The following is a 22,446-nucleotide window of genomic DNA, read 5'->3' on the forward strand; positions in this document are numbered from 1 at the left end:
GATGCCTTCCTCTCGGACACGATGCACCTCAGCGCCGCTGAAACCGTTATCTGCTGCTGCTCATGACGGCATGGCGGCGACCGCATAACGACCTGCCCGACGATGATAGCGAGCTAGCCCGGTTTGCGCGCGTCTCGCCGAATAACTGGCCCCGCATAAGGCCGCGGGTCATGGCGTTTTGGACACTCTCAGATGGTCGATGGCGGCAGAAAAGGCTCGATGAGGTTCGGGAGCAAGTGCACAAACGGCAACAAAAAGCGGCTGACGCCGCGCAGTCCCGGTGGGGTTCCAACCCCGCCAGTGTTTCTCGCTCAGCGAGAAGAAAAAGTTCTCTCAGCGAGAACGAATGCGTTCTCACACTCTGATGCTAACTCATTGGAAAATAACAATGCGGCAGATGCGGGCGCATCACCCGAGCATTTGCTCGATCCGCCTGTTCGCATATCCAACCAAAATCAAAACCATATAAGAGAAGATTCTTCTTTTAATGATGGTAGTAAGAAAGATTCTGAATCATCAGCAGGATCGCAATCCGACTCTGGTGAGCGCCGCGTTCTCGGGAACTTCGACTTTCTGTCCGACGACGGATCGGTCCTGATCGACGCCGAGGAATTCGCCGCCCTCGATGCCGAGCTGCCCTTCATCAAAAACGTTCGCGGCCTGGTGCGTCACGCGTGCCGGTCATGGCTGCTCGACACCAAGGAAGCCTCCCGTAAGGAAACGCTGCTGCGCTGGCTGCGGCGCAAGAATTCCGAAAACGCGCTCAAGTCGAGCACAAAGCCGCCGGCCGGATCATCGCCGGCGCCCGGTTACAAATACGCCACTCAAGCGATCCTCGACGCGCACGATGAGCGCGCCAGGATGAAAGCGAGAAGCGATGCGGCCTACGAACGAGCGCGATTGCGAAGGGAGGCAAGAGCAAATGGAGAACAGCCCGCAGACGAATTTCCAGATCCTAGCTCGGACCAACGCCACTAGACCGGGCGTCTTTCGATGCCCGGTTTGTAGCCACAAACGGAAGCACCACCAGTCGCAGAAATGTCTATCGGTAAAGCGAGCGGACGACAGTCATGGGATCATCTTCAACTGTCACCACTGTGGATTTCACGGGTTCGCATCGGACGCTGGCACCCAGCGCCGTCGAATGGGCCAGGGCCGTGCGCAAGATAAGCCAAGAGACTTTGGCGAAGCTGCCCGTCGCATCCGGAACGGCATTCTTCCCTGACCTACAATCCAAATCGGAGGCGCTGTTCTTCCGCTATCCCGACGGCTGGAAGGCGCGTTCCTATCCAGCCAAGGCGTTCACGCAGAAGCAGGGCACCAGCCCGACGTTCTGGAATCTGGCAGCTGTGCTCGATGGTCCCCTCACCGACGTTTACATCGTTGAGGGCGAGCTGGACGTTTGCGCGTTGGTCGAGTGCAGCATCGCAGCCGATCAGGTTCTCGGCGCTCCGTCGGCGAGCGGAGATCAGCAGTATGTTCGGGATGCGCTCGCGGCCGGTTTGAATCGCGCCAAGCGTTTCATCTGGTGCGGCGACCAGGACAAGGCCGGCCTCGAATTGCGCTCGACCATGGCGCAATTGTTCGGCACCGCGAAGTTCTATTTCATCGACTGGCCTGAAGGTTCGAAAGACGCAAACGATCATCTGCGGACCGATGGCGCCAAGGCGGTGCATGACCTTGTCGTCGACGGCTCGACGCCGTGGCCAGCCGAGGGTCTGTTTCGGATGGCCGAAATTCCGGAGCCTGCGCCGATGACGACGTGGGACCCGGGGTTCAACTGGGGCCGCAAGTGCATGTTCGCCGCCGGAACGCTCTCGGTGACGACCGGTCATCCCGGTATGGGCAAGACGCTGCTGTTCGGTCAAATCTGGTACAACATCGTCCAGGCCTATGGTCTTTTGGCATGCGTTGCGAGTTTCGAGACGCGGGCCAAGCCGCACATCCGCCGCCAGCTGCGGACGTTGCATTCGCGGAAACTGGAATCGATCTTGACCGGACCGGATATCGCGGCGGCCGACCGATGGATCAATGATCACTACCTGTTTCTGATTCATCCGGAACGGCGACCGACGCTGGCATGGTTGCTTCAACAGGCGGAGACCGCCGTCGTTCGGTACAAGGCCAACATCCTCCAGGTCGATCCTTGGAATCGGCTTGAGGCAAGCCGCGAGCCGCGCGAGAGCGAGACCGATTACATCGGCCGGTGCCTGCGCGAGCTTTACAACTTCGCGACCGACTTCAATGTCCACGTCCAAATCCTGGCGCACCCTGCCAAGATGGAAACCATGCGACGCAGCGAGCCGCCGGAGCTTGAGCACATCGCTGGTTCAAAGCATTGGGACAACATGGTCGACCAGAGATTCGTCGTGCATCGCCCACGCTTGTTCAACGACAAGGGCGAGCGCGAGACCTACGTCGAACTGCATCACAAAAAGGCGCGGTTTGACGAACTCGGATATGCCACCAAGTTTGCCCTCGACTACGATATCGGTGTTGGGCGTTTTGGTGTGTGCGAGCTGAAGCAGAAACGGAAATCGACCCATACAGCCGCGACCATGGAGGACGACAGTGAATTGCGATGAACAAGCCGCCATTGACCACGAACGCGCAATGCTGATGGCGCTTTTGCTCGATATGCCGCTTGGACCGCCGCACCGGATTGAGGGCCTCAATCAGTTCAGCACCGAGGAAAAACTGTTCAGCCTAACGGCGTGCTGCGCCACCATGATCGTCACGGCTATCCGGACGCTCGCACCTAACCGTGAAGCTGCGCTTGATGGATTGGATAAGCTGGTCGTCGATATGCGGCGGCAGATCGGGGGAGATAAGCAATGCTCAGCCTGATCAGGCACGACGATCTCAAGTTCAACCCGCTGGAGGACATCGAGATGGAGGACATCGCGCCGTCGGTCTGGAGCGGACCGCATGTCGGCAAGCGGCTGTCGGAAGCGATGCGAACGCTGCGCATGCTGCCGATGCGCGCGGTCCAGGGCTACTGCGGCGCCTGGCCTTCCTACGCCTACGAATTCGAGGATCTTCTCGCACAGCACGAGCAAGGCGAGCTGGAGAAGACGCAGCGCATGCAGAACCGCGCCCGGCTGTTGCCGAGCTACAGCGACGTCACGCGGATGGAGGCGGCGGTCTATTGGCCCGCGCGCTTCCTCGGTCAGGCGGACTGGCTGATGCGCGCGGTCAACATGGTCGCGTTGGCGCATTCGCTGGAGCGCGACGCCGGATGGGTCGCGGCGCAATGCGGCGGCTACGCCGACACCTGGCGCGATCGTCACGACAAGGGATGCGAGGTCATCGCGCGCGGTCTGGGCACCGCATTCGTGCCGGTGTTCTGATGGCAGAGGATTGGCGGATACGGGCCTATTACGCCAACCGCCCCGCGGAGGCGAAGAATCACGGCGAGCTGGCGCTGGAGACGTGGCACCGGGGCGACGTCAGCAAGGAAATCGAGCTGATGGTGTTTCACGATCGCACCGACATTGCCTATTTCGATCTGGTCGATTGCAACGCGCACACCACGACGCGGCTCTATCGCGACGGCCGGGGCGGATGGTCGCCGAGCCGATCCGCCGCATGGGCAGGCGGAGGCAAACGATGAGGGAAGCCGAAATCGACAGGGAGGAATTCAACGGCCTGTTGCGGCAGCTGGCTCCGATCATTCGCGATTATCTCCAGGACGCGCAGGACAAGCGCGGCCCCGATCCGATCAACAGTTTCACCGTGTTGAACGCGCTCGCGATCTGTGCCGCTCTGCCGCTCAACGGCGCGCCCGATGAGGTTTACGATTGGTTCATCGAGGCGCTCGATACCGCGCGGTGCGATCTCGATTTGCAGGCTCGCCTCAATGGTCATTGAGTTCGATCTCCCGCGCGGCGCCGAGCGCGGCTATTTCATCGCCTTCGGCGTGGCGGCGGTCTACATCGCGACAGCGCCGAGGGGCGAGCCGTGCGTCGTCGCGGTGACGCGCGATCTCGGCAAGAGCCTGACGGCGCTGCAGCGCAAATGGCCGGATTGGGACATCAGCTGCGCCTATTGGGTTCGCGATCGAGCGCGCGCCCAGGCGCTGGCAAGCGAGGTCAACCGCGTGTTGCCGCATGTCGATAAGGTCCGCCTGCTCGTGCGCGGCGAAGATGCGGCGCGGCTGATCGTCAAGGCTGCCGTCGAGCGTGGCATCAGCCTGACGGGCCACAACGCGGCGATAGCGCGCGTTCGGGATGCCATCGCCGAGATTGAGCGTCGAATCAGCGACGCGAATGGGCGCGGTGAACTAGCGTGGTTCAATGCCGCTTACCGCCAATGGCGGCTCCGGGCGAAGGGCACCGGCATCAGCATGAGCTATCATGCCGCGCGGGCGCGGCTGCGAAACGAGGCGATCAAGCAATTGATTTTGCAAGGTGTAAACAGCACGCGGACAGATTTGGAGCGCCGTGTGTTTCCGCGGCTTCCGAACGCCTCCAACAGGAATGACGTTGACAAGCTTGACAAACAGGGGTCCTCTTCGCCCGCGCCCCTGCGGGGTGAGGTGCGCGCCGATGACGAAACGCCAGCAAAAGCTTGAACGTCTTGCGAGCGCGATCCTCGCCGACGATGCCACGCGAGGGATCGCCCGCCCCAGATCGGCAAACGGTGTGGCGGTGTCAAACCGTAGCCTTGCCCGGCGGCTTCTCCGCGAAAACAGACAAAAGATCGTGAGCCAGTACCGGACGCTGCCTGATGTTGCGCGCCGAGAGCTGACGTCGCGCTTCAAGCGTGAACGCGAGCGAAATCCAAAGCTCGACTGGACCGACTGGCTCTCGCAAAATCTCCGATTGACCGATGCCGCGCTTCCATCGTTGAAATCACCGTGACGCTTGCCCGTAAGCCTTTCGAGCCTCCCGGCTTTTGGCTTGGGCATTGGTCGTGGTTACACCTGACTTCGAACCGATCTCGTAAGAGGTCGGTTCTTTTTTGGCCGGAGCCATGACCGAGCACAACCGCATCAAGATCGAGTATCGGCCGCTCGGAGCGCTCAGGCTCAATCCGCGTAACGCGCGGCTGCACAGCGACGATCAGATCGCCGAGATCGCGCGCTCGATCAGCCGCTTCGGATTCCTCAACCCGCTGCTGGTCGATAAGGACAGCACCATCATCGCGGGCGAAGGCAGGTACCTGGCCGCGCGCAAGCTTGGCCTGCTGGAGGCGCCGGTCATCGAGCTGGCGGGCCTTTCCGAAGCGCAGTGCCGCGCGCTGGCGCTGGCGGACAATCGCATCGCGCTCAATTCGAAATGGGATGAGGCGATGCTGCGCGCCGAGATCGAGGCGCTGCGGTCAGCCGGCGAGATGATCGACGATCTGGGTTTCAGTCCCGACGAGCTGCAGGGCCTTCTGGTTGAAGAAGCCGCCCCACTGGTTGCCGAGATTCTGACCGGTGAGATTCACGACCGGTTCTGGATCTCCGTGCGCGGCCCGCTCCAGGATCAGGCCGCGGCGCTGCAGCGGCTGACGAAAATGATGGCCGACATGCCCGCCGTCGAGGTCGAGCTTGGCACCATCGGGCTGGAGCCGTAATGCCGCGCTGGTCCGCTGGCTTGCAGAACGTCGCCAAGGTGACGAACCATCGCCATGGCAAGCCGGCCAAGGTCCTGATCAGGCGCAACGTGCTTGAGGCCGTCGGCCGCGACGTCGAGGTCTTCGATGCGTTCGCGGGCTCGGGCGAGATGTATCGCGAGGTCTGGCGCCAAGCCGCCGGCTATGTCGGCTGCGATCAGAAATGGTTTCGCGATGAGCGCTGCGCCTATGTCGCCGACAACCGGCGGGTGCTGCGCGCGATCGATCTGGCGCCGTTCTCGATCTTCGACTTCGACGCGTTCGGCTCGCCCTGGGAGCAGATGCTGATCGTCGCGGCGCGGCGCAAGGTTGCTGCAGGCGAGCGCCTCGGCGTGGTGCTGACCGAAGGCAGCATGATCAATCTGAAGCAAGGCGGACTGCCGAAGGCGCTCGGAGCTGCGGCGGGGCTAACGGGACGGCTGTCGGGGATGGCACGCTGGCGGGACGAGATCATCGAGCGCGCGATTGCAGGCTTTGCGCAGCGCATTGGCTGCACCGTCGACCGCCGCTGGCAGGCAGCGGGCAAATCGGCGGCGCAGGTGCTTTACATCGGCTTGGTGCTGACCGGCGTCAGTGGTGCTGCGGCACCCGCAGCGGGTTCGGATAGCCGTCGGGAAGAAATTTCTGCAGGTCTTTCTTGATGTAATGCGCGGCGCCGAGCTTGTTCAACAGCTCGATCATGCGCAGCGTGTAGTCTTGCCAGTCGGTGGTCTTGGTCATCGGCAGGTAGTTGACGCGGCCGACCTTGAACAGGTCGACAAAACGGTGCGTCTTCTTGACGATGGCGAGCGAGGATTCGACGTCCAGGGTCGGCTCCAGGCTAACCCAGGTGAAGATGCCCGCAGCGTGAAACCGCTTGAGCGCGGCGAGACGATCCTCCGGCGGCGCGGCGTTGCGCTCCCATTTTTTCGAGAACCGGTCGTCGAGGCTGGTCAAGGTCGAGGCGAAGGCGTCGCGCTTGGCCCGGAACAGGTCGAGGTCGCGCAGGCTTCGCGTGCCGCCCTTGGTCAAGGTGCAGATGCCGAGGCCGTGCTCGATCAGGGCCTGGAGCGTCGAGCGCGTCAGCGTGTTGTCGCCTGGGTGATACGGGTCGGTGGTGAACGACAGCATGACCTGCCCGGTCAGGTGCGCGGCCTTGTATTTCGCCGCGTCCTTCCGCAGCTTGTCGAGGAAACCCGGACGCGGGTTGGCGCCCTCGTCGAATTCCTTCCGGGTCATCTTGAGGACGTCGGGCACGTAGCAATAGGCGCAGCCGTGGCCGCAGCCGCGATACGGATTGGTGGCGAGCGGTGAATATTCGCCCGCCTGTCCGCGCGGGGCATAGATGATGCTGCAGCCTGCGACCGAAACGCCGTCGGGGTTGATGGTGACGGGAGCGTTCATGGTTCAGGGTCCAATGGTTTGAGTCCGGCGAGCCGGTAGGCCCGCTCCGGGGTGACGTCGAACTGGATCATGAGTTCGATCAGGATGGCGATATTGGTCGGCTCCGGCAGCTCGCCAGAGGCGTAGCGGCGGATGGTGCGCGGGTCGACATTGAGGAAACGCGCGAAACCGTTCTGGCTGGTCTGCAGCAGATCGAGCGCTTCACGGAAGCGCTCAGGGGTCATCGCGGGCTCGTTGGTCATGTCGAATCCTTCGTCTTGCATTGGCTCGACAAGGATAGGGCGCAACGCCCTGGCGGTCAAAGCGCACATCAGCTGGCTCCCATTTCAGCGAGCCGCGCCGCCTGTGGATCGTCCGACAGTGCGACCACGCGAGTCATAGATCGTCGTCGTGTTGCCGCTCCTGGATGCGCGACCGGTAACGCTGCCAGCGGCGTCGTAGAACGTCGTCGTGCCCTGGCTGTCGGTCGCCGAGCGCCCGACACTTCGCCCCGAGGAGTCGTAATAGCTGCGCTGGTGCGCCGAGCCGTCGCTGGTTAGCGCGGCGAGCGCAATAGCTGCCAGAAGGATTTTCGTCGTCATCTTCGTATCTCCAGCACGGCCTGACGTCGGTCAGCCTCCGTAGCACCTTGTTGATTTCCGCCAGTTCAATATGAGCCGCCGCCGGGACCGATGCCGTCCATCGGACACCGTATTGATCGACGAGGCGTTTGAACCGATCAATTGCTTGTTGGCGTGTCATCGGCTCTTTCATTGCAGTGTCGTCCTTTGATCGTGATGGATGATGATGGTGTGGCCGCCATCCGGCTCTCGCAAGCGGTTGGTCAGCAGCGTGTGCTGGTCGAGCTGCGCCAGCAGCTGGGTCAGCCGGGCGATCCGCGCTCGCAGGCGCGCGATCTCGTCGTTCATGGCAGCACCACGATGCTATGGACGTGGCGGCGCAAGGCCGCGACGTCGGTCGCCCGCTTCAAGGCCTGATGGTAGTCCGTCTCGGTGTTGCAGTTCACGAAGTGGTCGGCCACGGTGACGGCGGCGGAGATCAGCAGGAAACGCCAGTAACCGCGCCCCTGCGGTTTCTGGCCGTGCTCGCGCTCGTAACGCGCAGTGCAGATTGTCAGGGTCATCGCATGAATTCTCTGAACGGATTGGGGAACGGAGGCGGCGGCGGTGGCGGTCCGTCCGTCCGGCATTCGGCAGCGGCCCGGATCGAAAGCCGGTGCCCCTGCAGCTCGCGCTCGATGATCGGCGGGTACAGATCGCGCGCCGCGGCCTTGCAGGCCTCGCGGTTGGCGAAGTCGGTCGCGATCGATGTGATCGAGACCGAGCCGGTATCGGTGAGCGCAAGCACGGTGGCGAACAGTTTCCACATCGTCATTGCCTCGGCGGCGGCGGTTGCCGGGATCACGGCCTTCCGCAATAGCGGTCCGGATGGCTTCAACCTGTTCGCCATAGGAAGGATTGAAGGGCACAGGCGGCGTGTCGAGTTCGATCCAGCCCTTACGCCGATAACTATCGACGATGATGCGATAGGCGAAGAAGGCATAGACTGGCCACATGAGGCCAGAGGTGAGCAGCGCCAGTAGCAACGCGATGCCGGCGTGCAACCAGACTTCTTTGTAGGCCAGATAAAAGCAGCCGAAGAAGAACGTCAGCCAGAACGCCGACCCCTTGTTGATCCTGACAACCGCGCCGGTTTGAGGGTTGCGAAATACAGTCTCAAAGCGTTGCGGCTGTGACGGCAAGCTAAAGGGCTGGCCGGTGCTGCCCATCGCCGGCATCGCGATCACTTCGGCGCGCAGCTTCTCGAATTCGTCTTGGCTGATCAGCCCCTGGTCGCGCATCTCGACCAGCTCTTTGATCTTGGTGATTTTGTCGGTCATCTGGTTTTTCTCCGATCAGCCGTTATTGGTCTTCGCCCATGCGAGCGGTGCTCGCCGCCTGCAGCTCCGCCCAACGTTCGGGTTCGGAGATGGAATGCGGTTCTGGCCAGTTGGTGACGGACCGCTGCACCGTCATGGCGGGAAAATCGGTTGTCTTGATGAATCCCGCCTCCCATGCGGCGGCCAAGTTGATGACGGCATAGTGGGTCTGCCGTGGTGCCCAGGTGCGCGACGCAAACAATTCGGTGAATGAGATTTGCAGTTGCACCGCGTCCTTGCTCGCGCCGATCTCCGCGCCGAAGTTCTCGCAGAATTCGGCATAGTAGGCGTCGAGACCGCGACCGGGCTTGGTCTGGTGCGTCCAGACGGCGCGCGGGCCGAATTCTTGAACTAGGTTTTTGTAAAGCTTGGTCAGGCGCGCAAGCGTCCATGCTCGCTTCGGCGTGGTCGTCTTCTTGGTGGTCATTTCAATTTTCCCTTCGGGTTGTGAGTGCTGCGGATTCGTGCCGTTCGATCTGATGATGATTTGCTCTCGCATGATCAGCCTCGCTTGACGGCGTCGAGGACGGCCAATATCCGGCCGAGGGTTTCCGCCGACACGCTGCCAAGGCGATCGATCGATACCTCGCCGGAATGGCTCATGCGCGCCGCGATGTAGTGGCCGGAAGCGCCGGAATAGATTTGCGCCGTCTGCTCACGTTCGTTCACGCGAATGTCCAGCGTCGGATGCGCTTCCTTCAAGGCGTCGGCATTCTTGGCGATGCTTGCGCGGTTCTCGCGCTGCGCCTTGGCATAGGCGCGCCGTGCCGCGAGCGGCGCTTGATTTGCATCAAGGACCCGCTTTTTGAGGTCGTTCGCAATCGCAGCGAGGCTGCGGCCGTCCGGATTGATCGAGGCGCTTTCGGTCGCCTGGGCCTTGTCATAGGTCGACCAGTCGCCCCACGCGATCTCGGGCGCGTTGGCGTAAGCCTTGACCCGGCGCGTGTGGGTGTTGGCGTGCAGGTCCAGCCGGTCGGTCCCGACCAGGATCTGCTGCTGTTCGTTCGGATAGTCGCCAGCAGGCAGCAGCTTGCCGCCCAGCGCTTTGGCGATGTCGGCGGCAACGCGCGGCAGATCGATGCTGCAGCGCTTGCGGCCGTGTTCTTCGGTTTCGGTGATGTAGGTCATCTTGTCTCCGGGTATCCATTTGCCCTTGAGCCGAGGCCGCAGGATCGCGGCCCCTTCTGACGCCTCAAGCCCGGTAAGCTTTCGCTGCCGGGCATGGGTGACGATGTTGCGCGTGCTCATTCGTGAAAGGCACAAAAGCAGCTCTTGCTGCAGAACCGGCCGGGATGGTCGAGGCGCCGGCCGCCGTCGGTTTCGGTGAAGTAGCGGAACAGCTGGCGCGTGGTGCCGCACCATTGGCATTCGCCGGCTCCGGCGTTGTCGCGGTGCAGCTCGGTGCGGGCGAACGGGTCGCGGCAGATCAAACGGGACATGGTCGGTCCTCCGGTTAGGCCATCAAGTTGAGCTGGCGCAGGCTGGCGTGACCGTCGCGGCCGATCACGATGTGATCGTGCACGGCGATGCCGAGCGGCTTGGCCGTCTCGACGATCTGTTTCGTCATGGCGATATCGGCGCCCGACGGCGACGGGTCACCCGACGGATGGTTGTGCACGAGCAGCAGCGCGCACGCGTGCAGCTCGATCGCGCGGCGCAGCTGGTGCTGGCGGAGCGGATGGCGGCGCCTGCGGTCCCGGCGCGGCCGGGATGGCGCCAGCGGCGGACAGCGGAACGACCTGCTGCTGCACCCGCGGCTCATCGCCGAAGTCGACGGCGTCGAGGCCTTCCTGCGCGCGGGCCTCGTTGGGCGCATAGATGCCGCCCTGGACGCCACGCGCGAGCGCCTCGATCCGGTCCTTGAGCGCCGAGCGCAACAGCGCGGCGGTATCGAATTCGACGTATTCGTCGGGCTGGCCCTTGAGGCCGAACAGCAGCCCGAATGCTTCCTCGATGTGGTTGAGCGCAAAGCCCAACCCCATGGCGATCCAGCTCTGCATCAAAAGCTCGGTGGAGGCGTAGTTGGTGCCGCCAATGCCGAGGATTTGCAGCGGCACGCGAAACGCCAGCGCGATGTGCTCATTCGAGAGCTTGAGGATTTCCGCCGTTGCAGCATCGCGACCACCGACCGACCACGGCTGCACTTTGAGTCCCGCCGTCAGGATCGGGGTGCCGCCCTGATGCAGGTTCTTGGCCTGATCGTTCCAGCGGTCGCGCAGCGCCTGGACCTGATCCTTGTCGAGCACCAGATCGGTCGACAGCACGGCGCTCGGGCGCGCCTCGTTGAGATAGAACGCCGCCTGCTGGCGCGAGATCGCGGCGCCGACGCCGACGTCCTCATAGGCGGCAACGATGGGGGACTCGCCGACCAGCGGCGTCGGCGCGCGACTATTGGTGTGCAGCCTGATGTGGAGCACGTCGCGCTGTGGCACCAAGAGACCGGCTTCTCCGCCCAGGCGCTTGGCGATGACGTCATTGCCGTGGAGCGCATAGAAAATCTCGCCGTTGTAGGCGAGACGCGGATGCGACTGCGCCGGATTCATCAGGTGCAGTTCATCGATCTCGTAACGGTCATTCCTGAGCGCCAGCGCATAGGCGTTGCCCTCGGTGTAGAGCGAGCGCGTCGTGTTCAGCAGAAAATCGCTGATCGTCTGGTAGTCGTTGGGATGTCGCAGGATGCGGGCGAGCGCGGAGGTCTTGACCCGGTCGCGCCCGCCCTTGTCATTGAGCCGCCAATGGTCGCCGGGGCACATGGCGACCGTCTGCGAATAGGCCGAGACGCACGCCTCGACCATCGCAGACCGCGACAGGCTGATCGGGCTGTACCCGAGCTGCCACCAATTCCAGTTTTCGCCGACACCGACAGGCAGCCAGCCGCCAGTGACCGGCAAATGCCATGGACCGGGACGATAGTCGCCTTCGCCTTTGATGATCCGGCTTGCGATGCGCGACAGGAGGTCCCAAGCACCCATCAGCTCGTTCTGGTCTGATAGTTCCGGCCGCGTTGTCCCGCTTCCATGTGCCGGGTCTTGTGGTTGTTCTGCTCCGGCTTCGGCGCATGCGGATCGGGTCCGCTGCCGTCCTCCTCGTGCTCCTGGATGTACTCGCCCATCTTGGTGCGGTCGTTCTCCTCCTGCGTCGGGGTCGGCTTGCCTTTCGACAGTTTCTCCTTGCCCTCGGCGCGGGTCTTTTCGCTTTGCTCATGCTCGCGGTCGTAGGCCCTCTTGGCCGCTTCTTTCGCATCAGTCATGACCTGATCTCCTCTGGTTATCGCCGCCGCCGGCCAGCGGCGGCAGCGCCTTCCACCGGTTCGGTGAAAGTGAACTGCACGACGTTGCTGTCACCGGCCGCGTCGCGCACGAGCACGCCGTAGCTGCCAGCCGCACCGGCAAAGCCGACGATCGAAGTCGTCAGCCGGGTCGAGGCGACCAGCGTGGTTGTCTGCGGCGCGCCGTCGAACACGATCACCGCATCAGGCCCGAACGAGCCATCGACCTGCAGGGTGACGTCGGGAAGCGGGCCGGTGGTCGGGGAAATGCTCTCGATGACCGGCACGCTTGGCTCGGGCGGATTCGGCAAATCCGGCGGATACGGCACCCCGGGATCGAGCGGGCTGCCGTCCGGCTCTTTCTCGATGACGTGCTCGCCCATCGCAGCGAGATCGTTCTCTTCCTGCGTCGGGGTAGGCTTCGACCCTTCCGCAAGATTCTGACCCGCCGGGAGCGGCGGGTCTTTCTTGTCGCTGTCAGCCATGGCGGTCACCACGTCACGCCTTGCACCCACGCGACCATGCCCGGACGCCGCAGCGTCCAGTTGACCGGCAGGATCAGCCGCAGCGCCAGGCTGTCGGTCTGCCACAGCGAGCGCACCGGGTTGGCCGGCGTGCCCGGATCGGCACCACCCACGATCGGCTGCGGGTTGGTGTCCTCCATGTGCAGCGTCGCCTGATCGCTGATCTCGAAGCGGGGAGCCTCGCCGCCCACGGTGACGAAGTCGGCCGCGTCGAGCGCGATGATGGTCCCCATCGGCACCGTGCCGGAGTCGATGATGGCATAGCCCGCGAGCCTGCCTTGGCTAACCTCGGCCTGGAACGGGAACGTGCCCACACCCGGAGCCGGGGTCAGCCCAGCGGACAGAACCTGCTGCGGGTTCATCAGCCAGCACATGTTGCGGATGTAGCCCTGCGTCGCGGTCAAGAGCGCGCCCGCCACGTTCTTGATGTCGCCGACGATCACCGAGAAATCCAAGGAATGGTACGACGCCGAGGAGCGCAGGTTGCGGCTCGGCACGGAATTCGACAAGCAGCTGAATTTGTTCGAAGGCAAGTGGAGCCGCATAAGCGACATTATCAACACCTTGAAGGTCGGGCCGCTCACCACCGCGCTGGAGAACGCCAACAAGGTGACGTCGGCGATCCTTTCCAGCTTCGAATCGCTTGAACAGCTTTTCATCCGGATCGGCAACAGCGATGTGTTCAAGCGCGGGTACAACACGCCGAGCAGCATTGAGGGGGCCACCAAGCCGGAGCTGTTGCCGCAACAGCCGGGCAGGAAAGAGGAAGACAAGAGCTACCTGGAGCGCTGGAACGACTACTGGACCAACAAGCCGAACAAGCCGGTTGAGGACAACACCAAGGCGACCGAGCAACTGACCGGCAAGATCGATGAAGCCATCAAAAAACAGTTGCCGGGCTATCAACCGATGTCGTTCCAAGGCGGCGGCGGTGGCGGCGGCTTCGCCGGCATGGTGCAGCAGGCGGCCTATTCGCCGGGCGGCGGATTGGGGCGAACCCAAGGTGGCGCGCCGATGTTCGGCGGCGGCGGCGGTGCATGGGGCGGCGGTGGTGGCGGGGCCGGTGGCGGTGGTTACACCAGCGGAGCCGGCGGCGGCGAGAGCGGTGGCGCGGCTGCATTCCCGGGTGGCGGTGGCGGTGCCGGCGGCGCGCCCAATGGCAGCGACGTCGGCGGCGGCATTTCACCCGCCGGCAATCAGGCCTCCGGCAACGGCGAGGCCGGTCCGGCGCAGGCGCTGGCCTTCGCGCGGCAACATCTCGGCGAAGATGAAATCCGCGATCAGACCAAACTGAGCGGTTTCTTCCGCGAGAACGGCATCAAGGTTAATCCGGCAACCACGGCGTGGTGCGCGGCATTCGTCAATTCCAATCTTGCGAAGGCCGGCATGAAGGGCTCCGGCTCGCTGGTTGCAACGAGTTTTCTAAATTACGGCTCGGCGGTCAAACCGGGAAACGTGCAGCCGGGCGACATCGGCATATTGGCGCGGGGCCGCAGCGCCGGCCAGACCGGCGGCCATGTCGGTTTTCTTACCGGTTCAACGCGAAAGAATCCGCGAACCGGTGAACTGGAGTACGAAATGCTCGGCGGCAACCAAGGCGGCACCGCGTCCGGACAAGGCGGCGTGTCGACGCAATGGCGTTCAGCCTCGCAAATTACAGCGCGCCGTCCGGATTGGGATCGCAGCCAAGTCGCCAACAACGGTCAGACCGCAGGCCCGGGCGGAGGCCAACGCGCGGGCGATACGCCAGCCGGGGGCAAGGGTGGCGGCGGATACCTGCAAGAGCAGCGCGCGCCGTTGATGGCCGAGCTGAACGATCCGGCAGTCAAGGCCAAGCTGTCGCAACTGCAGGCCTATGAGGGCGGCGGCGCCGCCACGGTCGAGGCGCTGTACAACCGGGTCTCGATGATCCGGCAAAAAGTGCCCGGCTACACCCTCAAGGATGAACTGAACAGCCGCTTCTACGCGATGAACAAGCCGGGCATGGGCGCCAAATCGATCAGCCCGGCGCAGCAGCGAGAATTCGACAAACAGGTGGCGGCGGTCGGCGGTGGCAGCAACCTGATCCAAGGCCGCACCAACCAAGGCATGGAGGGCGATCCCGGCACCCATCTGCCCGGTCGCGTCGCGGTGCCAGGATCGAGCGAGGTTTACAACTATTGGGAAGGCCGGCGGCGCGGCGTTGAATTTTCGACCGGTGCGAGCGCGGCCTTCGCGGCACGTAATCAGCAGGCCATCGCCGATCGCGCCCAAGTCGATCGCGCACAGGCCAACGCCACCAAGGTCGAGGGCACCGGCAAGATCAGCGTCGACGTCAACGCGCCGAAGGGCACCAAAGTCGGCGCCGAGGGCGGCGGCCTGTTCAAGGAAGTCGAGGTCAACCGGCAGACCCAGATGGAGCCGGCCAAGCGCTCGGCGACCAACGAAGAACCGATGAACATCTAGGAATGATCGATGGCGACGATCTTCGATCTGCCAACGGCGTGGCGCAACCGCTATATGCCGGCGTCATTCCGCAACGCGCGTTTCCATTGCGAGGTCAACAGCCGGGAAGGCGGCCGCAGCATCGTCGAACACGTGTTTCCGAAAAAGGAATTGCCCTACGCCGAGGACATGGGCCGCGTCGCGCGCACGTTTTCGATCGCGTTGCATGGTCTATCCCTATGACGACGCCGCCAACGACATCCTGTATCGCCGCGACTACCAGCTGGCGCGCAATCGTTTGATCGCGGCGCTGGAGGAGGAAGGCCCGGGCCGGCTGCGCTTGCCGACCTTGGGCGACCAGATCGTGGTGTGCCCGCGCTATCGGATTACGGAGGAAGAAAAGCTCGGCGGCTATTGCGTGTTCGATATCACCTTTCAAGAGCAAGGCCTCGATCCGCAGACCTGGACGCCAGCCATCGATACCGCTGGCAAATTGCTCAATGAGAGCCAAAACCTGCGCAACCAGGCGCAGCGCGTGCTGGCTAATCCGCCGGCCGGGGTCAACGCATGAAGCGGCAGGACGCCATCGAAGCCGCCGGCATCGTCGACCGCATGCTGGCCAACCTGATCGCGACCGTGCCGCCGAAGGGCCGCGCCGGCTCGCAGGCCCGCACCACGATCGGCGACACCCGCGCCAATGCCTTGAAGCTGTTGATCCATGACGACATCGGGCCATCGCTCGATGCCTGCTTTGACGACGCCCGGCTCGCCGGGTCCACGCTGCAGCAGATCGAGAGCGTGCGGCGCCAGCTTGATGCCGAGACCACCGCGACGTTGGGCGGCATCCTGGTCAAGAACGCCAGTGTGCGGTTTTGCCTCGCCACCGAGGCCGCGATCATCGCCCGGATGGAGTTCGTCAGCCGGCAGAGCGTCGCGCTGATCAAGAACGAGATGGCGCAGCCCTTCGCCGAGGCCGAGGAGATCGCGGCCGACGATATGGATTCGATGACCTATCAGGCGTTGATCCGGCTGCAGGCGGCGATCACCAATCATCTGGTCGAGACCGCGCGCCCGTTGCCGCGCATGCTGCGCTACCAGTTCGCCGCGGTGCTGCCATCGCTGATGCTGTCCTATCGGCTCTATGACGACGCCTCGCGCGCCGATGAAGTGCGGCAGGAAAACAAGATCGTGCATCCGGCGTTCTGCCCGACCGAGGGCTTGGCGCTGTCGCAATGAGCGAACCTTAAGGAGATCACATGCCGCGACCCCAGGAAGTCGCGCAGCTGGTGGTCGCCGGCTTGATCTTCGAAGATTGGGAGACCGTCGAGGTTTCGAGCGATTGGGCGGAAGCCTTCAGCCATTTCAAGTTCACCGCGGCCGAGCGCGACACCGAGGTGACGACGGCGCGCGGCAGGGTGCCGCTGTGGCAGAAATTGCAGTTCAAGCCGGATGATCAGTGCACCATCCTGCTCGCCGGCCAGCTCGCGATCACCGGTTTCATCGAAGTGCGTCAGGTGGCCTATGACGCCACCCAGCACGGCGTGATGCTGATCGGCAAGAGCCTGACCGCCAACGCGGCGAAATCCAGCGTCGACACCAAGACCGGGAATTTCGACGACAAGAACGTGGTCCAGGTCGCGCAGGAAGTGGTCGCGCCCTACGGCGTCGGCATCAAGGTAGTCGGGTCGCCGGACCTGACGCCATTCCCGAAATTGCAGAACAATCCCGGCGAATTGGTCTGGGATTTCCTCGAGCGCATCGCGCGCCCGCGCGGCGTGGTGATGGGCTCGGATGCGCACGGCAGCTTCCTTTTGATCGGCGAGCACACCGGCACCATCGTCAGCGAGCTGATCGAGGGCATCAACATCAAGTCGTGCCAATGCGTGATCAGCCATGAGCACGTCTATACCGAGCACAAGGTGATCGGCCAGCACGCCGCCAGCGACGACAATTCCGGCACCGCGGCCAGCGAGCTGAAATGCAGCGTCACCGGCATGTCGGGCTCGATGTTCTCCAAATTGATCACGCCGGCCGAGCAGCCGGTGAAGACGCAGCCGGAAGTCTGCAACCGCGCCAAGTACGAAGCGATCTGGCACAACGGCACCAACGTCACCGCAACCATCGTAGTGTACGGCTGGCTGCGCGACGGCCGATCGTTGTGGCAGCCCGGCGATGACGTTCACGTCTATTCGCCGATGGCGATGCTGGACATGCCGATGAAGATCCAGCGCGTCACCTTCACCCAGGATCGCAACACCGGCACCCTGACCAAGCTCGATGTGGTGGCGCCGTGGCTGCTGCGCGACAGCATGGGCTGGGATGTCCGCCACCCCAACCAGCCCGGCGGGCAGACCATCGGCGACCCGGCTGATCAAATCCGGCGAGACTTCGGCCCCATAAAGTTCAGATAAATGCCCCTGGATCTCACGCACCGTCATGCCGCGCGCGTAGAGGCTCAGGATTTTGTCGTCAAAGCCGTCGAAACGGGTCTGGCCCTTGGCGATCAATAGCGGCTCAAAGCTGCCGGCCCGGTCGCGTGGCACAGCTATGTCGATCTCGCCGTCCTCGGTCAGGATTGTCTTCGCGCTGGTTCCGTTACGGCTATTGCCGCTGCCGCGGCCAGCCGGGTCCCCCTTCTCGTAGCCAAGATGATCGCTCAGCTCCGCACCAAGCGCCCGCTCAATCAGCGCCTTCTTCAGCTGCTTGAAAAGCCCGTCTGCACCTGTGAGGTCTTCAGGCTTCTCATAGTTAGCAAGCAGTTGATCCAGCAGTTCAGGTGTAATCGTCGTGTCGGTCGTCATGTGAGTCTCCTCGGTAAGGTAAACTCACAGAAACCTGCTTACACATTCTTTCTGACACCCTCGGTGGCGTCGTACGCAATGTCCGCTCGATTACCTCAGCAACCTGATCGTCGTTGATGGTTCGAGGACGGCCGGGGCGAGCTTCGTCAAGCAGGCCATCACAGCGATCCCTCAAGAATCGGCGGCGCCACTTGCCAACGGTGTGTTCATGGATGCCGAGTTCGGCAGCTACAGACTTGCTTGGCAAGCCGTCTGCACACCGCAGGATCGCACGGCACCGCTCAGACAGCGACCGAGCTACACGATGACGACGAACTTGCCTCTCTAAATATGCTCGCTCTTGCAGACTCAGCACCAACGGTTCGATTGGCCGGCCTCTCACACCTGCATTCGCCACAAGCGCTCTCCTCTATAGAGATTCGCGCCATCATATAATGTGACGAACTTACGTTCCAGATGACTAGATCCAGTAGTCATCACCATTGCCAGGTGCCCTATCAATCAAGGCGCGAAACCCGCCATTCCAAACAAATCCAAGCTCGGGGTTCCAACGCACCAAGGCGGCGTAATCGTGTCCCGCTTGTCGGCTGTTGGCCTATCTGCGATCTCGGAGAATGCAAGAGACCAACATGGGCTTCGGAGTTGCTTTCGTCGGGCTCCTGGTCGTCGCGCTCCGGCGCATGGCCGCGCCGCGATAGAACCGTCGTTGCCCTCCCTATCGTGACGGTAACCATGGCTGTCGCGGACATATCCGCGGTTTCCCGAAATTGAGACCCAAACGCGACTTGCGCTGCTGTGCCGAAAGGGATGGCCGGGTTTACTTCGTTTCTGGATCGCTCTCCGCATCAGACCGGATATGCTCGGCAAGCAGCCGGCACTGGTCGCATGAGCGATATCGTTTCCACGCCGAAGCGCAGATCATTGTTCCGGCCGCGATGATGTCGCTGGTGGTTGTCAGCCTGCTTCTGCTTGCCTATTCGGTGGGCGCGCTCATCGCGGGCTGCGCCGGTGGCTGAACAGACCGTGCCAAGACAGGGCGTCTTTGACTCTCCGCATAGATGGATGGTTGCGATTCTTCTTCCAGTCACAAACCGCGGCCGCCGCAGCCTGTGCTTCGAAAGGATTCCTTCGAGATTCATCCGGTAGGCTCGAATGGCCCGGTTCAATCTCGCCTCCTTCGAAAGGGCCGCGCAGCCTTTTGGCCGACTGGTCAGCAGCTTCGCCAGCTTTGCCTTTCGACTGTCGGATTCAGCCTCGCACACAAGGTCTGGCCGGTGTCGGCGAGAGCCGCTTCAGCCAGTTCTATCGACACAAGCCGACCTCAGCTCCTGAGCCGGTTTTGCAGGGCCAGCCGACTGACCCTGAGGTTCTTAAGGTTCAGCAGGTCCGGCTGTCCTGTTGCCAATCGCCTGACCAGCTCCCGGGTGCCGTCCACGACAAAGACGCCGCAATCATAGGTGTTGCTCTGCTGGCGCATTGCGGCCCGTTGCGGTTTGGCCCCCAGCCGTCCTGCGAGCTCCGCTGCGGGCCCGTCATTATATCCCACCTGAGAGCCGTACCCATTGTCTACCATCAGAGAATCGTAGTAATGGGCAACCGGCGGCCTTGACCGATCGCTGCGATCAACCAGCAGCAGCGACCAGTGACTGCCGCGCCGCTCTATCTCCGCGCCGGCATCGTTTACCGGCAGGAACAGGAAGTCGTCTGTATGGCCAATCCAATTGAGTGCTTGTGCCGCGAGCGCGTCTGACCGCACCATTTGGGCTATCAGGGGATTCACGAACTGCGTCCGGGCGGCGAGATCCGGATTGCTCTCCTGCAACTCCTGTGTCAGGAGCTCATAGTCCCGCTGGATATGCTCGTTCGACAGCCAGTCCGTGGCACCTAGCACGCGTCCGCTGCGGCCGGCGGAAGAGGCGCCGGTAACTGACGTACCGGTCCGGGCATCTGGGACGGGGGAAGGGCGAGGATGATGGATGAATTGCGCATCGCGGCGTCCTCGCGTCCGCAATGTGATCGAGTAGGTCTCACCGTTGATGGAGACCTGCCTTGGGCCGCTGAACTGGGTCGGCAGGACGCCGATGTTATCCAGGGCATCGAGCAGGAAATCCGGCACCGGCCGGGAGCCATGCTGCCAATTCTCGCCGACGAGAGGTCCGATATCCTCAAGCTCCACAAGCGAGCCCGATGCGCCGACGACAAAGCCGGCAGGGCCGAGCACCGGCGGTGATTGAGCATCGTCGCGCAATTCGGATGGCGTCGGCGCATTCAGGTCAACGAAAGAGTCCAGACCCGCGTAGGTATTTGAACGAGCTCCGGCCAGGTGCGCTGGCGCAAAGTGAGCATCGTCGCGCAATTCGGATGGCGTCGGCGCATTCAGGTCAACGAAAGAGTCCAGACCCGCGTAGGTATTTGAACGAGCTCCGGCCAGGTGCGCTGGTGCAAAGTGAGCATCGTCGCGCAATTCGGATGGCGTCGGCGCATTCAGGTCAACGAAAGAGTCCAGACCCGCGTAGGTATTTGAACGAGCTCCGGCCAGGTGCGCTGGTGCAAAGTGAGCATCATCGCGCAATTCGGATGGCGTCGGCGCATTCAGGTCAACAAACGGCTCAAGGCCGGCGTAAGTGTCTGAGCGAGCCCTGGCAGTTGACGGTGACGCTGGTTCTTGCATCTCCTTCCTCAACAAAGCCCAAGCTCCCTCGCTCGGGGTGGCTGGGGTTGCGGGAAGCGCCTGCGACGGGCTGGGCCGCCCAGCGCCCAGCCCGGACGGCAAAGCCGGCTGCTCGCGGGCTTCTGGCCCTAGAGCATGGTTCGCCTCGACGAGTTTTAAGTAATTCCGAAGGTGCGCCAAATCGGGATCATATAGCCTGCGTTCAGTCAGTTTGAATGCAATCACATCGTCGCGCAGCGTAAATTCCTCCTTGTTGGAGCGGTTAAGTCGGCCAGCCATGCTCTCCCTGCCATTTTCTTTAAGCCACGCACCCAGGGTATGAAGACGTGCAGCCCGCTCCTGGGCAGACTTCCTTGGCTCAAGATTTTTCAAGGCCTGGTCGAGCGCGCCATCTATGAGGGCGGCGTCTTCGGGATAACGACCCAGATGGCATGAGCTACTTGCGCCGGATGCGCGCTCCACGTGCTGAAACTCGTCAATCATCTTCAACGCGGTCACGAGGGTTTTGTCGTTCGGACGCAACTTTTTAGCGCGCTTGATGCGTGACGCGTGATCTAGCCTGGCGATTGCGTGGCCCTCGCGGTTGAGCGCTTCAGAAAACGTGCGAAGGCTGCTGCTATAGATCACAACGGCCGCTGCGGGTCGCCTGCTGCTACGAGCTGCGCCCTCGATGAGGGCTTGGTCTTCGGCTGGAATACTCCGTTGCCGCCCACGCTGGGAACGGCCTGACGTACCACCGGGTTCAAGATACTCCCGAAGATAACGCAAGGCAGTAATAATTTTCCGGTTGTCGAATTTATTGGCGTGGGCTACCAGCGAATTGTGATCGAGCGCAGAAATCGATTGCCCATTACGTGCGAGATCCTCTCCAAGACCACGAAGAACCGTTACATAACCACCGACCGTTGCCGCGCTCAGTCCCCGGCGTTCACCTGCCGACCGAATGGCGTTGTCGATGATGGAGGCGTCTTCATTAGACAGATGGGGGGTGTATCGATCTCGATACACGGGCGCCGCTGGGACGGGAGCGGCATCGGCTTGTTGCACCTCATCCAAGCGTTGCTCAAAGCTCGGATGCCCTGCCTCGTCCGCTTGCCCCCCTGACCTTGCTTCGTCAAGGCGGGGTGATACCCACGTTGCCAGTCGGGGACTGAAAATATTGAATCTGTTCGGATCCATCGCGACCTCATTCGACTGGACTTCAGCAATGAGACAGCAGGCTACTGTCGCAACCTGACGAGAGGCTGACGTCGTGGAACCGGCGCTGCCAGCGGCGCCCCCAAAGCTCGCAATCCGAAGACTTTCAAAATCCGTCGTGCCTCAGTTTGAGATTTTTCCGGCCCACCAGATCGTCGTCCATTGGATTGGGGCCAAGGTCCGGGGTCAATTGAGCCACCAGATTGCAGGTGCGGCAATGAGAGCCCAGCGAGGAAGTTTCTGGCGAGCTTGTCACAGCGCTTGACATGTGGCGGAAGTCTTACTCATAGGTCAGAAATATAGGCGACATCTGGATGCTTGAAGAAGGAACGCACCAAAGCTGGTCTGTTGCCGATGTCGGCGAGCTGGGTGCGGACTCGGTCTTCCAATTTCTCGCCTGCGCGCAGCGGCCGGCGTGCATTGCCAGTGCGCTTGGCATGGCTCCATACGAGCTCGTCGGGATTCAAATCCGGGGCATATCCCGGAAGAAAGTGCAGCGTCAGCTTTCCCTGCGTGCTCGCCACGTAGTCCTTGACCACCGCCTTCTTGTGCGCGGGTAGCCCGTCCACAATCAGATGCAGCGCTTTCTTGCGGCGATACATCAGCTTCTTGAGCAGGTCCACGAACAGCTCGCCAGACAGTGCGCCCTTGTACGTCGC

The 22,446-nt window shown here is 62.5% G+C and carries 28 protein-coding genes and 4 pseudogenes; 15 read left to right on the top strand and 17 right to left on the bottom strand.

The window, feature by feature from the left end:
• Positions 1 to 62 precede the first annotated feature (62 nt).
• The 10 genes and pseudogenes from ACZYOF_RS24710 to ACZYOF_RS24755 form a co-directional block, all read left to right on the top strand.
• Positions 63 to 164: pseudogene (locus ACZYOF_RS24710) on the top strand (hypothetical protein); the annotation flags it as partial.
• A 28-nt stretch (positions 165 to 192) separates the two neighbouring features.
• On the top strand, positions 193 to 978 hold the full coding sequence (locus ACZYOF_RS24715) for a hypothetical protein (protein WP_463717435.1): 786 nt from the start codon (positions 193 to 195) through the stop codon (positions 976 to 978).
• Between the two features lie 92 nt (positions 979 to 1,070).
• Positions 1,071 to 2,585 (top strand): DnaB-like helicase C-terminal domain-containing protein, encoded by a 1,515-nt coding sequence (locus ACZYOF_RS24720; RefSeq protein ID WP_080664003.1) that lies wholly within the window; start codon positions 1,071 to 1,073, stop codon positions 2,583 to 2,585.
• A complete protein-coding gene (locus tag ACZYOF_RS24725) occupies positions 2,572 to 2,847 on the top strand; it encodes a hypothetical protein (protein ID WP_155255465.1) in 276 nt (91 codons plus the stop codon). Before ACZYOF_RS24720 ends, ACZYOF_RS24725 begins: the two co-directional genes overlap by 14 nt.
• The gene (locus ACZYOF_RS24730; RefSeq protein WP_394569047.1) at positions 2,835 to 3,350 is read left to right on the top strand and encodes a hypothetical protein; all 516 of its coding nucleotides are present in this window, start codon (positions 2,835 to 2,837) and stop codon (positions 3,348 to 3,350) included. The genes ACZYOF_RS24725 and ACZYOF_RS24730 overlap by 13 nt, the downstream gene beginning before the upstream one ends.
• Complete coding sequence (locus ACZYOF_RS24735; RefSeq protein ID WP_028167574.1) at positions 3,350 to 3,613, top strand: hypothetical protein; 264 nt, start codon at positions 3,350 to 3,352, stop codon at positions 3,611 to 3,613. Before ACZYOF_RS24730 ends, ACZYOF_RS24735 begins: the two co-directional genes overlap by 1 nt.
• On the top strand, positions 3,565 to 3,870 hold the full coding sequence (locus ACZYOF_RS24740) for a hypothetical protein (RefSeq protein WP_463717419.1): 306 nt from the start codon (positions 3,565 to 3,567) through the stop codon (positions 3,868 to 3,870). The genes ACZYOF_RS24735 and ACZYOF_RS24740 overlap by 49 nt, the downstream gene beginning before the upstream one ends.
• 103 nt (positions 3,871 to 3,973) lie before the next feature.
• Positions 3,974 to 4,573, top strand: coding sequence for a Rossmann-fold NAD(P)-binding domain-containing protein (locus ACZYOF_RS24745; RefSeq protein WP_463717420.1), 600 nt, complete (start codon positions 3,974 to 3,976; stop codon positions 4,571 to 4,573).
• 401 nt (positions 4,574 to 4,974) lie between these two features.
• Positions 4,975 to 5,562 (top strand): ParB/Srx family N-terminal domain-containing protein, encoded by a 588-nt coding sequence (locus ACZYOF_RS24750; RefSeq protein WP_394569050.1) that lies wholly within the window; start codon positions 4,975 to 4,977, stop codon positions 5,560 to 5,562.
• Positions 5,562 to 6,242, top strand: a complete 681-nt coding sequence (locus tag ACZYOF_RS24755) for a hypothetical protein (RefSeq protein ID WP_463717421.1) — start codon at positions 5,562 to 5,564, stop codon at positions 6,240 to 6,242. The genes ACZYOF_RS24750 and ACZYOF_RS24755 overlap by 1 nt, the downstream gene beginning before the upstream one ends.
• Here the strand turns inward: ACZYOF_RS24755 and ACZYOF_RS24760 are convergent.
• From ACZYOF_RS24760 to ACZYOF_RS24820, 13 genes and pseudogenes are all read right to left on the bottom strand, one after another.
• Positions 6,172 to 6,984 (bottom strand): SPL family radical SAM protein, encoded by an 813-nt coding sequence (locus ACZYOF_RS24760; protein WP_463717422.1) that lies wholly within the window; start codon positions 6,982 to 6,984, stop codon positions 6,172 to 6,174. The genes ACZYOF_RS24755 and ACZYOF_RS24760 overlap by 71 nt on opposite strands.
• Positions 6,981 to 7,226, bottom strand: coding sequence for a helix-turn-helix domain-containing protein (locus tag ACZYOF_RS24765; protein WP_155255464.1), 246 nt, complete (start codon positions 7,224 to 7,226; stop codon positions 6,981 to 6,983). Before ACZYOF_RS24765 ends, ACZYOF_RS24760 begins: the two co-directional genes overlap by 4 nt.
• Before the next feature lie 84 nt (positions 7,227 to 7,310).
• Positions 7,311 to 7,565, bottom strand: coding sequence for a hypothetical protein (locus ACZYOF_RS24770; RefSeq protein ID WP_463717423.1), 255 nt, complete (start codon positions 7,563 to 7,565; stop codon positions 7,311 to 7,313).
• Between the two features lie 168 nt (positions 7,566 to 7,733).
• Positions 7,734 to 7,892: a hypothetical protein gene (locus ACZYOF_RS24775; protein WP_155255462.1), complete on the bottom strand. Its 159-nt coding sequence runs from the start codon at positions 7,890 to 7,892 to the stop codon at positions 7,734 to 7,736.
• A complete protein-coding gene (locus tag ACZYOF_RS24780; RefSeq protein WP_463717424.1) occupies positions 7,889 to 8,863 on the bottom strand; it encodes an SHOCT domain-containing protein in 975 nt (324 codons plus the stop codon). The genes ACZYOF_RS24775 and ACZYOF_RS24780 overlap by 4 nt, the downstream gene beginning before the upstream one ends.
• A 22-nt stretch (positions 8,864 to 8,885) precedes the next feature.
• On the bottom strand, positions 8,886 to 9,329 hold the full coding sequence (locus ACZYOF_RS24785) for a hypothetical protein (protein ID WP_463717425.1): 444 nt from the start codon (positions 9,327 to 9,329) through the stop codon (positions 8,886 to 8,888).
• Positions 9,330 to 9,403: 74 nt separating this feature from the next.
• On the bottom strand, positions 9,404 to 10,030 hold the full coding sequence (locus ACZYOF_RS24790; RefSeq protein ID WP_463717426.1) for a hypothetical protein: 627 nt from the start codon (positions 10,028 to 10,030) through the stop codon (positions 9,404 to 9,406).
• Between the two features lie 116 nt (positions 10,031 to 10,146).
• Positions 10,147 to 10,341 (bottom strand): hypothetical protein, encoded by a 195-nt coding sequence (locus tag ACZYOF_RS24795; RefSeq protein WP_463717427.1) that lies wholly within the window; start codon positions 10,339 to 10,341, stop codon positions 10,147 to 10,149.
• Positions 10,342 to 10,355: 14 nt separating this feature from the next.
• Positions 10,356 to 10,562 (bottom strand): annotated as a pseudogene (locus tag ACZYOF_RS24800) (JAB domain-containing protein); the annotation flags it as partial.
• Entirely contained in the window at positions 10,498 to 11,874 is a 1,377-nt protein-coding gene (locus ACZYOF_RS24805) for a phage portal protein (protein ID WP_463717428.1), read from the bottom strand. The gene ACZYOF_RS24805 and the pseudogene ACZYOF_RS24800, both read right to left, overlap by 65 nt.
• Positions 11,874 to 12,152 (bottom strand): hypothetical protein, encoded by a 279-nt coding sequence (locus tag ACZYOF_RS24810; RefSeq protein WP_463717429.1) that lies wholly within the window; start codon positions 12,150 to 12,152, stop codon positions 11,874 to 11,876. The genes ACZYOF_RS24805 and ACZYOF_RS24810 overlap by 1 nt, the downstream gene beginning before the upstream one ends.
• A gap of 17 nt (positions 12,153 to 12,169) precedes the next feature.
• Positions 12,170 to 12,655 carry a hypothetical protein gene (locus ACZYOF_RS24815; RefSeq protein WP_155255460.1) on the bottom strand — a complete coding sequence of 162 codons (486 nt, stop codon included), beginning with the start codon at positions 12,653 to 12,655 and terminating at the stop codon, positions 12,170 to 12,172.
• Positions 12,656 to 12,660: 5 nt separating this feature from the next.
• Positions 12,661 to 13,137 (bottom strand): hypothetical protein, encoded by a 477-nt coding sequence (locus ACZYOF_RS24820; protein ID WP_028167561.1) that lies wholly within the window; start codon positions 13,135 to 13,137, stop codon positions 12,661 to 12,663.
• Here ACZYOF_RS24820 and ACZYOF_RS24825 point away from each other — a divergent pair.
• From ACZYOF_RS24825 to ACZYOF_RS24845, 5 genes are read left to right on the top strand one after another with little or no spacing between them, the layout of a single operon-like run.
• Positions 13,121 to 15,139: a C40 family peptidase gene (locus ACZYOF_RS24825; protein ID WP_463717430.1), complete on the top strand. Its 2,019-nt coding sequence runs from the start codon at positions 13,121 to 13,123 to the stop codon at positions 15,137 to 15,139. The two genes, ACZYOF_RS24820 and ACZYOF_RS24825, sit on opposite strands and share 17 nt — an antisense overlap.
• Positions 15,140 to 15,148: 9 nt before the next feature.
• The gene (locus ACZYOF_RS24830) at positions 15,149 to 15,361 is read left to right on the top strand and encodes a DNA circularization N-terminal domain-containing protein (protein ID WP_463717431.1); all 213 of its coding nucleotides are present in this window, start codon (positions 15,149 to 15,151) and stop codon (positions 15,359 to 15,361) included.
• On the top strand, positions 15,345 to 15,689 hold the full coding sequence (locus ACZYOF_RS24835) for a DNA circularization N-terminal domain-containing protein (protein WP_463717432.1): 345 nt from the start codon (positions 15,345 to 15,347) through the stop codon (positions 15,687 to 15,689). Before ACZYOF_RS24830 ends, ACZYOF_RS24835 begins: the two co-directional genes overlap by 17 nt.
• A complete protein-coding gene (locus ACZYOF_RS24840; protein WP_130580783.1) occupies positions 15,686 to 16,354 on the top strand; it encodes a hypothetical protein in 669 nt (222 codons plus the stop codon). Before ACZYOF_RS24835 ends, ACZYOF_RS24840 begins: the two co-directional genes overlap by 4 nt.
• Before the next feature lie 20 nt (positions 16,355 to 16,374).
• The gene (locus ACZYOF_RS24845; protein ID WP_028167558.1) at positions 16,375 to 17,529 is read left to right on the top strand and encodes a phage baseplate assembly protein; all 1,155 of its coding nucleotides are present in this window, start codon (positions 16,375 to 16,377) and stop codon (positions 17,527 to 17,529) included.
• Here ACZYOF_RS24845 and ACZYOF_RS24850 read toward each other — a convergent pair.
• From ACZYOF_RS24850 to ACZYOF_RS24865, 4 genes and pseudogenes are all read right to left on the bottom strand, one after another.
• Positions 17,467 to 17,919: pseudogene (locus ACZYOF_RS24850) on the bottom strand (transposase); the annotation flags it as partial. The gene ACZYOF_RS24845 and the pseudogene ACZYOF_RS24850 sit on opposite strands and share 63 nt — an antisense overlap.
• Positions 17,920 to 17,980: 61 nt before the next feature.
• Positions 17,981 to 18,316 (bottom strand): annotated as a pseudogene (locus ACZYOF_RS24855) (helix-turn-helix domain-containing protein); the annotation flags it as partial.
• 924 nt (positions 18,317 to 19,240) lie between these two features.
• On the bottom strand, positions 19,241 to 21,637 hold the full coding sequence (locus ACZYOF_RS24860; RefSeq protein ID WP_463717434.1) for a hypothetical protein: 2,397 nt from the start codon (positions 21,635 to 21,637) through the stop codon (positions 19,241 to 19,243).
• A 434-nt stretch (positions 21,638 to 22,071) separates the two neighbouring features.
• The coding region (locus ACZYOF_RS24865) for a transposase (RefSeq protein ID WP_463717433.1) at positions 22,072 to 22,446 on the bottom strand (375 nt) is incomplete at its 5' end.

It is taken from the genome of Bradyrhizobium sp. LeoA1Lang (assembly GCF_055413685.1).

What these genes read in the sequence shown, in the direction of transcription:
- ACZYOF_RS24715 (WP_463717435.1), top strand. Translation starts at nt 193, where the DNA reads ATGGTCGATGGCGGCAGAAAAGGCTCGATGAGGTTCGGGAGCAAGTGC.
- ACZYOF_RS24720 (WP_080664003.1), top strand. Translation starts at nt 1,071, where the DNA reads ATGGGATCATCTTCAACTGTCACCACTGTGGATTTCACGGGTTCGCAT.
- ACZYOF_RS24730 (WP_394569047.1), top strand. Translation starts at nt 2,835, where the DNA reads ATGCTCAGCCTGATCAGGCACGACGATCTCAAGTTCAACCCGCTGGAG.
- ACZYOF_RS24735 (WP_028167574.1), top strand. Translation starts at nt 3,350, where the DNA reads ATGGCAGAGGATTGGCGGATACGGGCCTATTACGCCAACCGCCCCGCG.
- ACZYOF_RS24740 (WP_463717419.1), top strand. Translation starts at nt 3,565, where the DNA reads ATGGTCGCCGAGCCGATCCGCCGCATGGGCAGGCGGAGGCAAACGATG.
- ACZYOF_RS24750 (WP_394569050.1), top strand. Translation starts at nt 4,975, where the DNA reads ATGACCGAGCACAACCGCATCAAGATCGAGTATCGGCCGCTCGGAGCG.
- ACZYOF_RS24755 (WP_463717421.1), top strand. Translation starts at nt 5,562, where the DNA reads ATGCCGCGCTGGTCCGCTGGCTTGCAGAACGTCGCCAAGGTGACGAAC.
- ACZYOF_RS24760 (WP_463717422.1), bottom strand. Translation starts at nt 6,984, where the DNA reads ATGAACGCTCCCGTCACCATCAACCCCGACGGCGTTTCGGTCGCAGGC.
- ACZYOF_RS24765 (WP_155255464.1), bottom strand. Translation starts at nt 7,226, where the DNA reads ATGACCAACGAGCCCGCGATGACCCCTGAGCGCTTCCGTGAAGCGCTC.
- ACZYOF_RS24770 (WP_463717423.1), bottom strand. Translation starts at nt 7,565, where the DNA reads ATGACGACGAAAATCCTTCTGGCAGCTATTGCGCTCGCCGCGCTAACC.
- ACZYOF_RS24775 (WP_155255462.1), bottom strand. Translation starts at nt 7,892, where the DNA reads ATGAACGACGAGATCGCGCGCCTGCGAGCGCGGATCGCCCGGCTGACC.
- ACZYOF_RS24780 (WP_463717424.1), bottom strand. Translation starts at nt 8,863, where the DNA reads ATGACCGACAAAATCACCAAGATCAAAGAGCTGGTCGAGATGCGCGAC.
- ACZYOF_RS24785 (WP_463717425.1), bottom strand. Translation starts at nt 9,329, where the DNA reads ATGACCACCAAGAAGACGACCACGCCGAAGCGAGCATGGACGCTTGCG.
- ACZYOF_RS24790 (WP_463717426.1), bottom strand. Translation starts at nt 10,030, where the DNA reads ATGACCTACATCACCGAAACCGAAGAACACGGCCGCAAGCGCTGCAGC.
- ACZYOF_RS24795 (WP_463717427.1), bottom strand. Translation starts at nt 10,341, where the DNA reads ATGTCCCGTTTGATCTGCCGCGACCCGTTCGCCCGCACCGAGCTGCAC.
- ACZYOF_RS24805 (WP_463717428.1), bottom strand. Translation starts at nt 11,874, where the DNA reads ATGGGTGCTTGGGACCTCCTGTCGCGCATCGCAAGCCGGATCATCAAA.
- ACZYOF_RS24810 (WP_463717429.1), bottom strand. Translation starts at nt 12,152, where the DNA reads ATGACTGATGCGAAAGAAGCGGCCAAGAGGGCCTACGACCGCGAGCAT.
- ACZYOF_RS24815 (WP_155255460.1), bottom strand. Translation starts at nt 12,655, where the DNA reads ATGGCTGACAGCGACAAGAAAGACCCGCCGCTCCCGGCGGGTCAGAAT.
- ACZYOF_RS24825 (WP_463717430.1), top strand. Translation starts at nt 13,121, where the DNA reads ATGTCGCCGACGATCACCGAGAAATCCAAGGAATGGTACGACGCCGAG.
- ACZYOF_RS24830 (WP_463717431.1), top strand. Translation starts at nt 15,149, where the DNA reads ATGGCGACGATCTTCGATCTGCCAACGGCGTGGCGCAACCGCTATATG.
- ACZYOF_RS24835 (WP_463717432.1), top strand. Translation starts at nt 15,345, where the DNA reads ATGGTCTATCCCTATGACGACGCCGCCAACGACATCCTGTATCGCCGC.
- ACZYOF_RS24840 (WP_130580783.1), top strand. Translation starts at nt 15,686, where the DNA reads ATGAAGCGGCAGGACGCCATCGAAGCCGCCGGCATCGTCGACCGCATG.
- ACZYOF_RS24845 (WP_028167558.1), top strand. Translation starts at nt 16,375, where the DNA reads ATGCCGCGACCCCAGGAAGTCGCGCAGCTGGTGGTCGCCGGCTTGATC.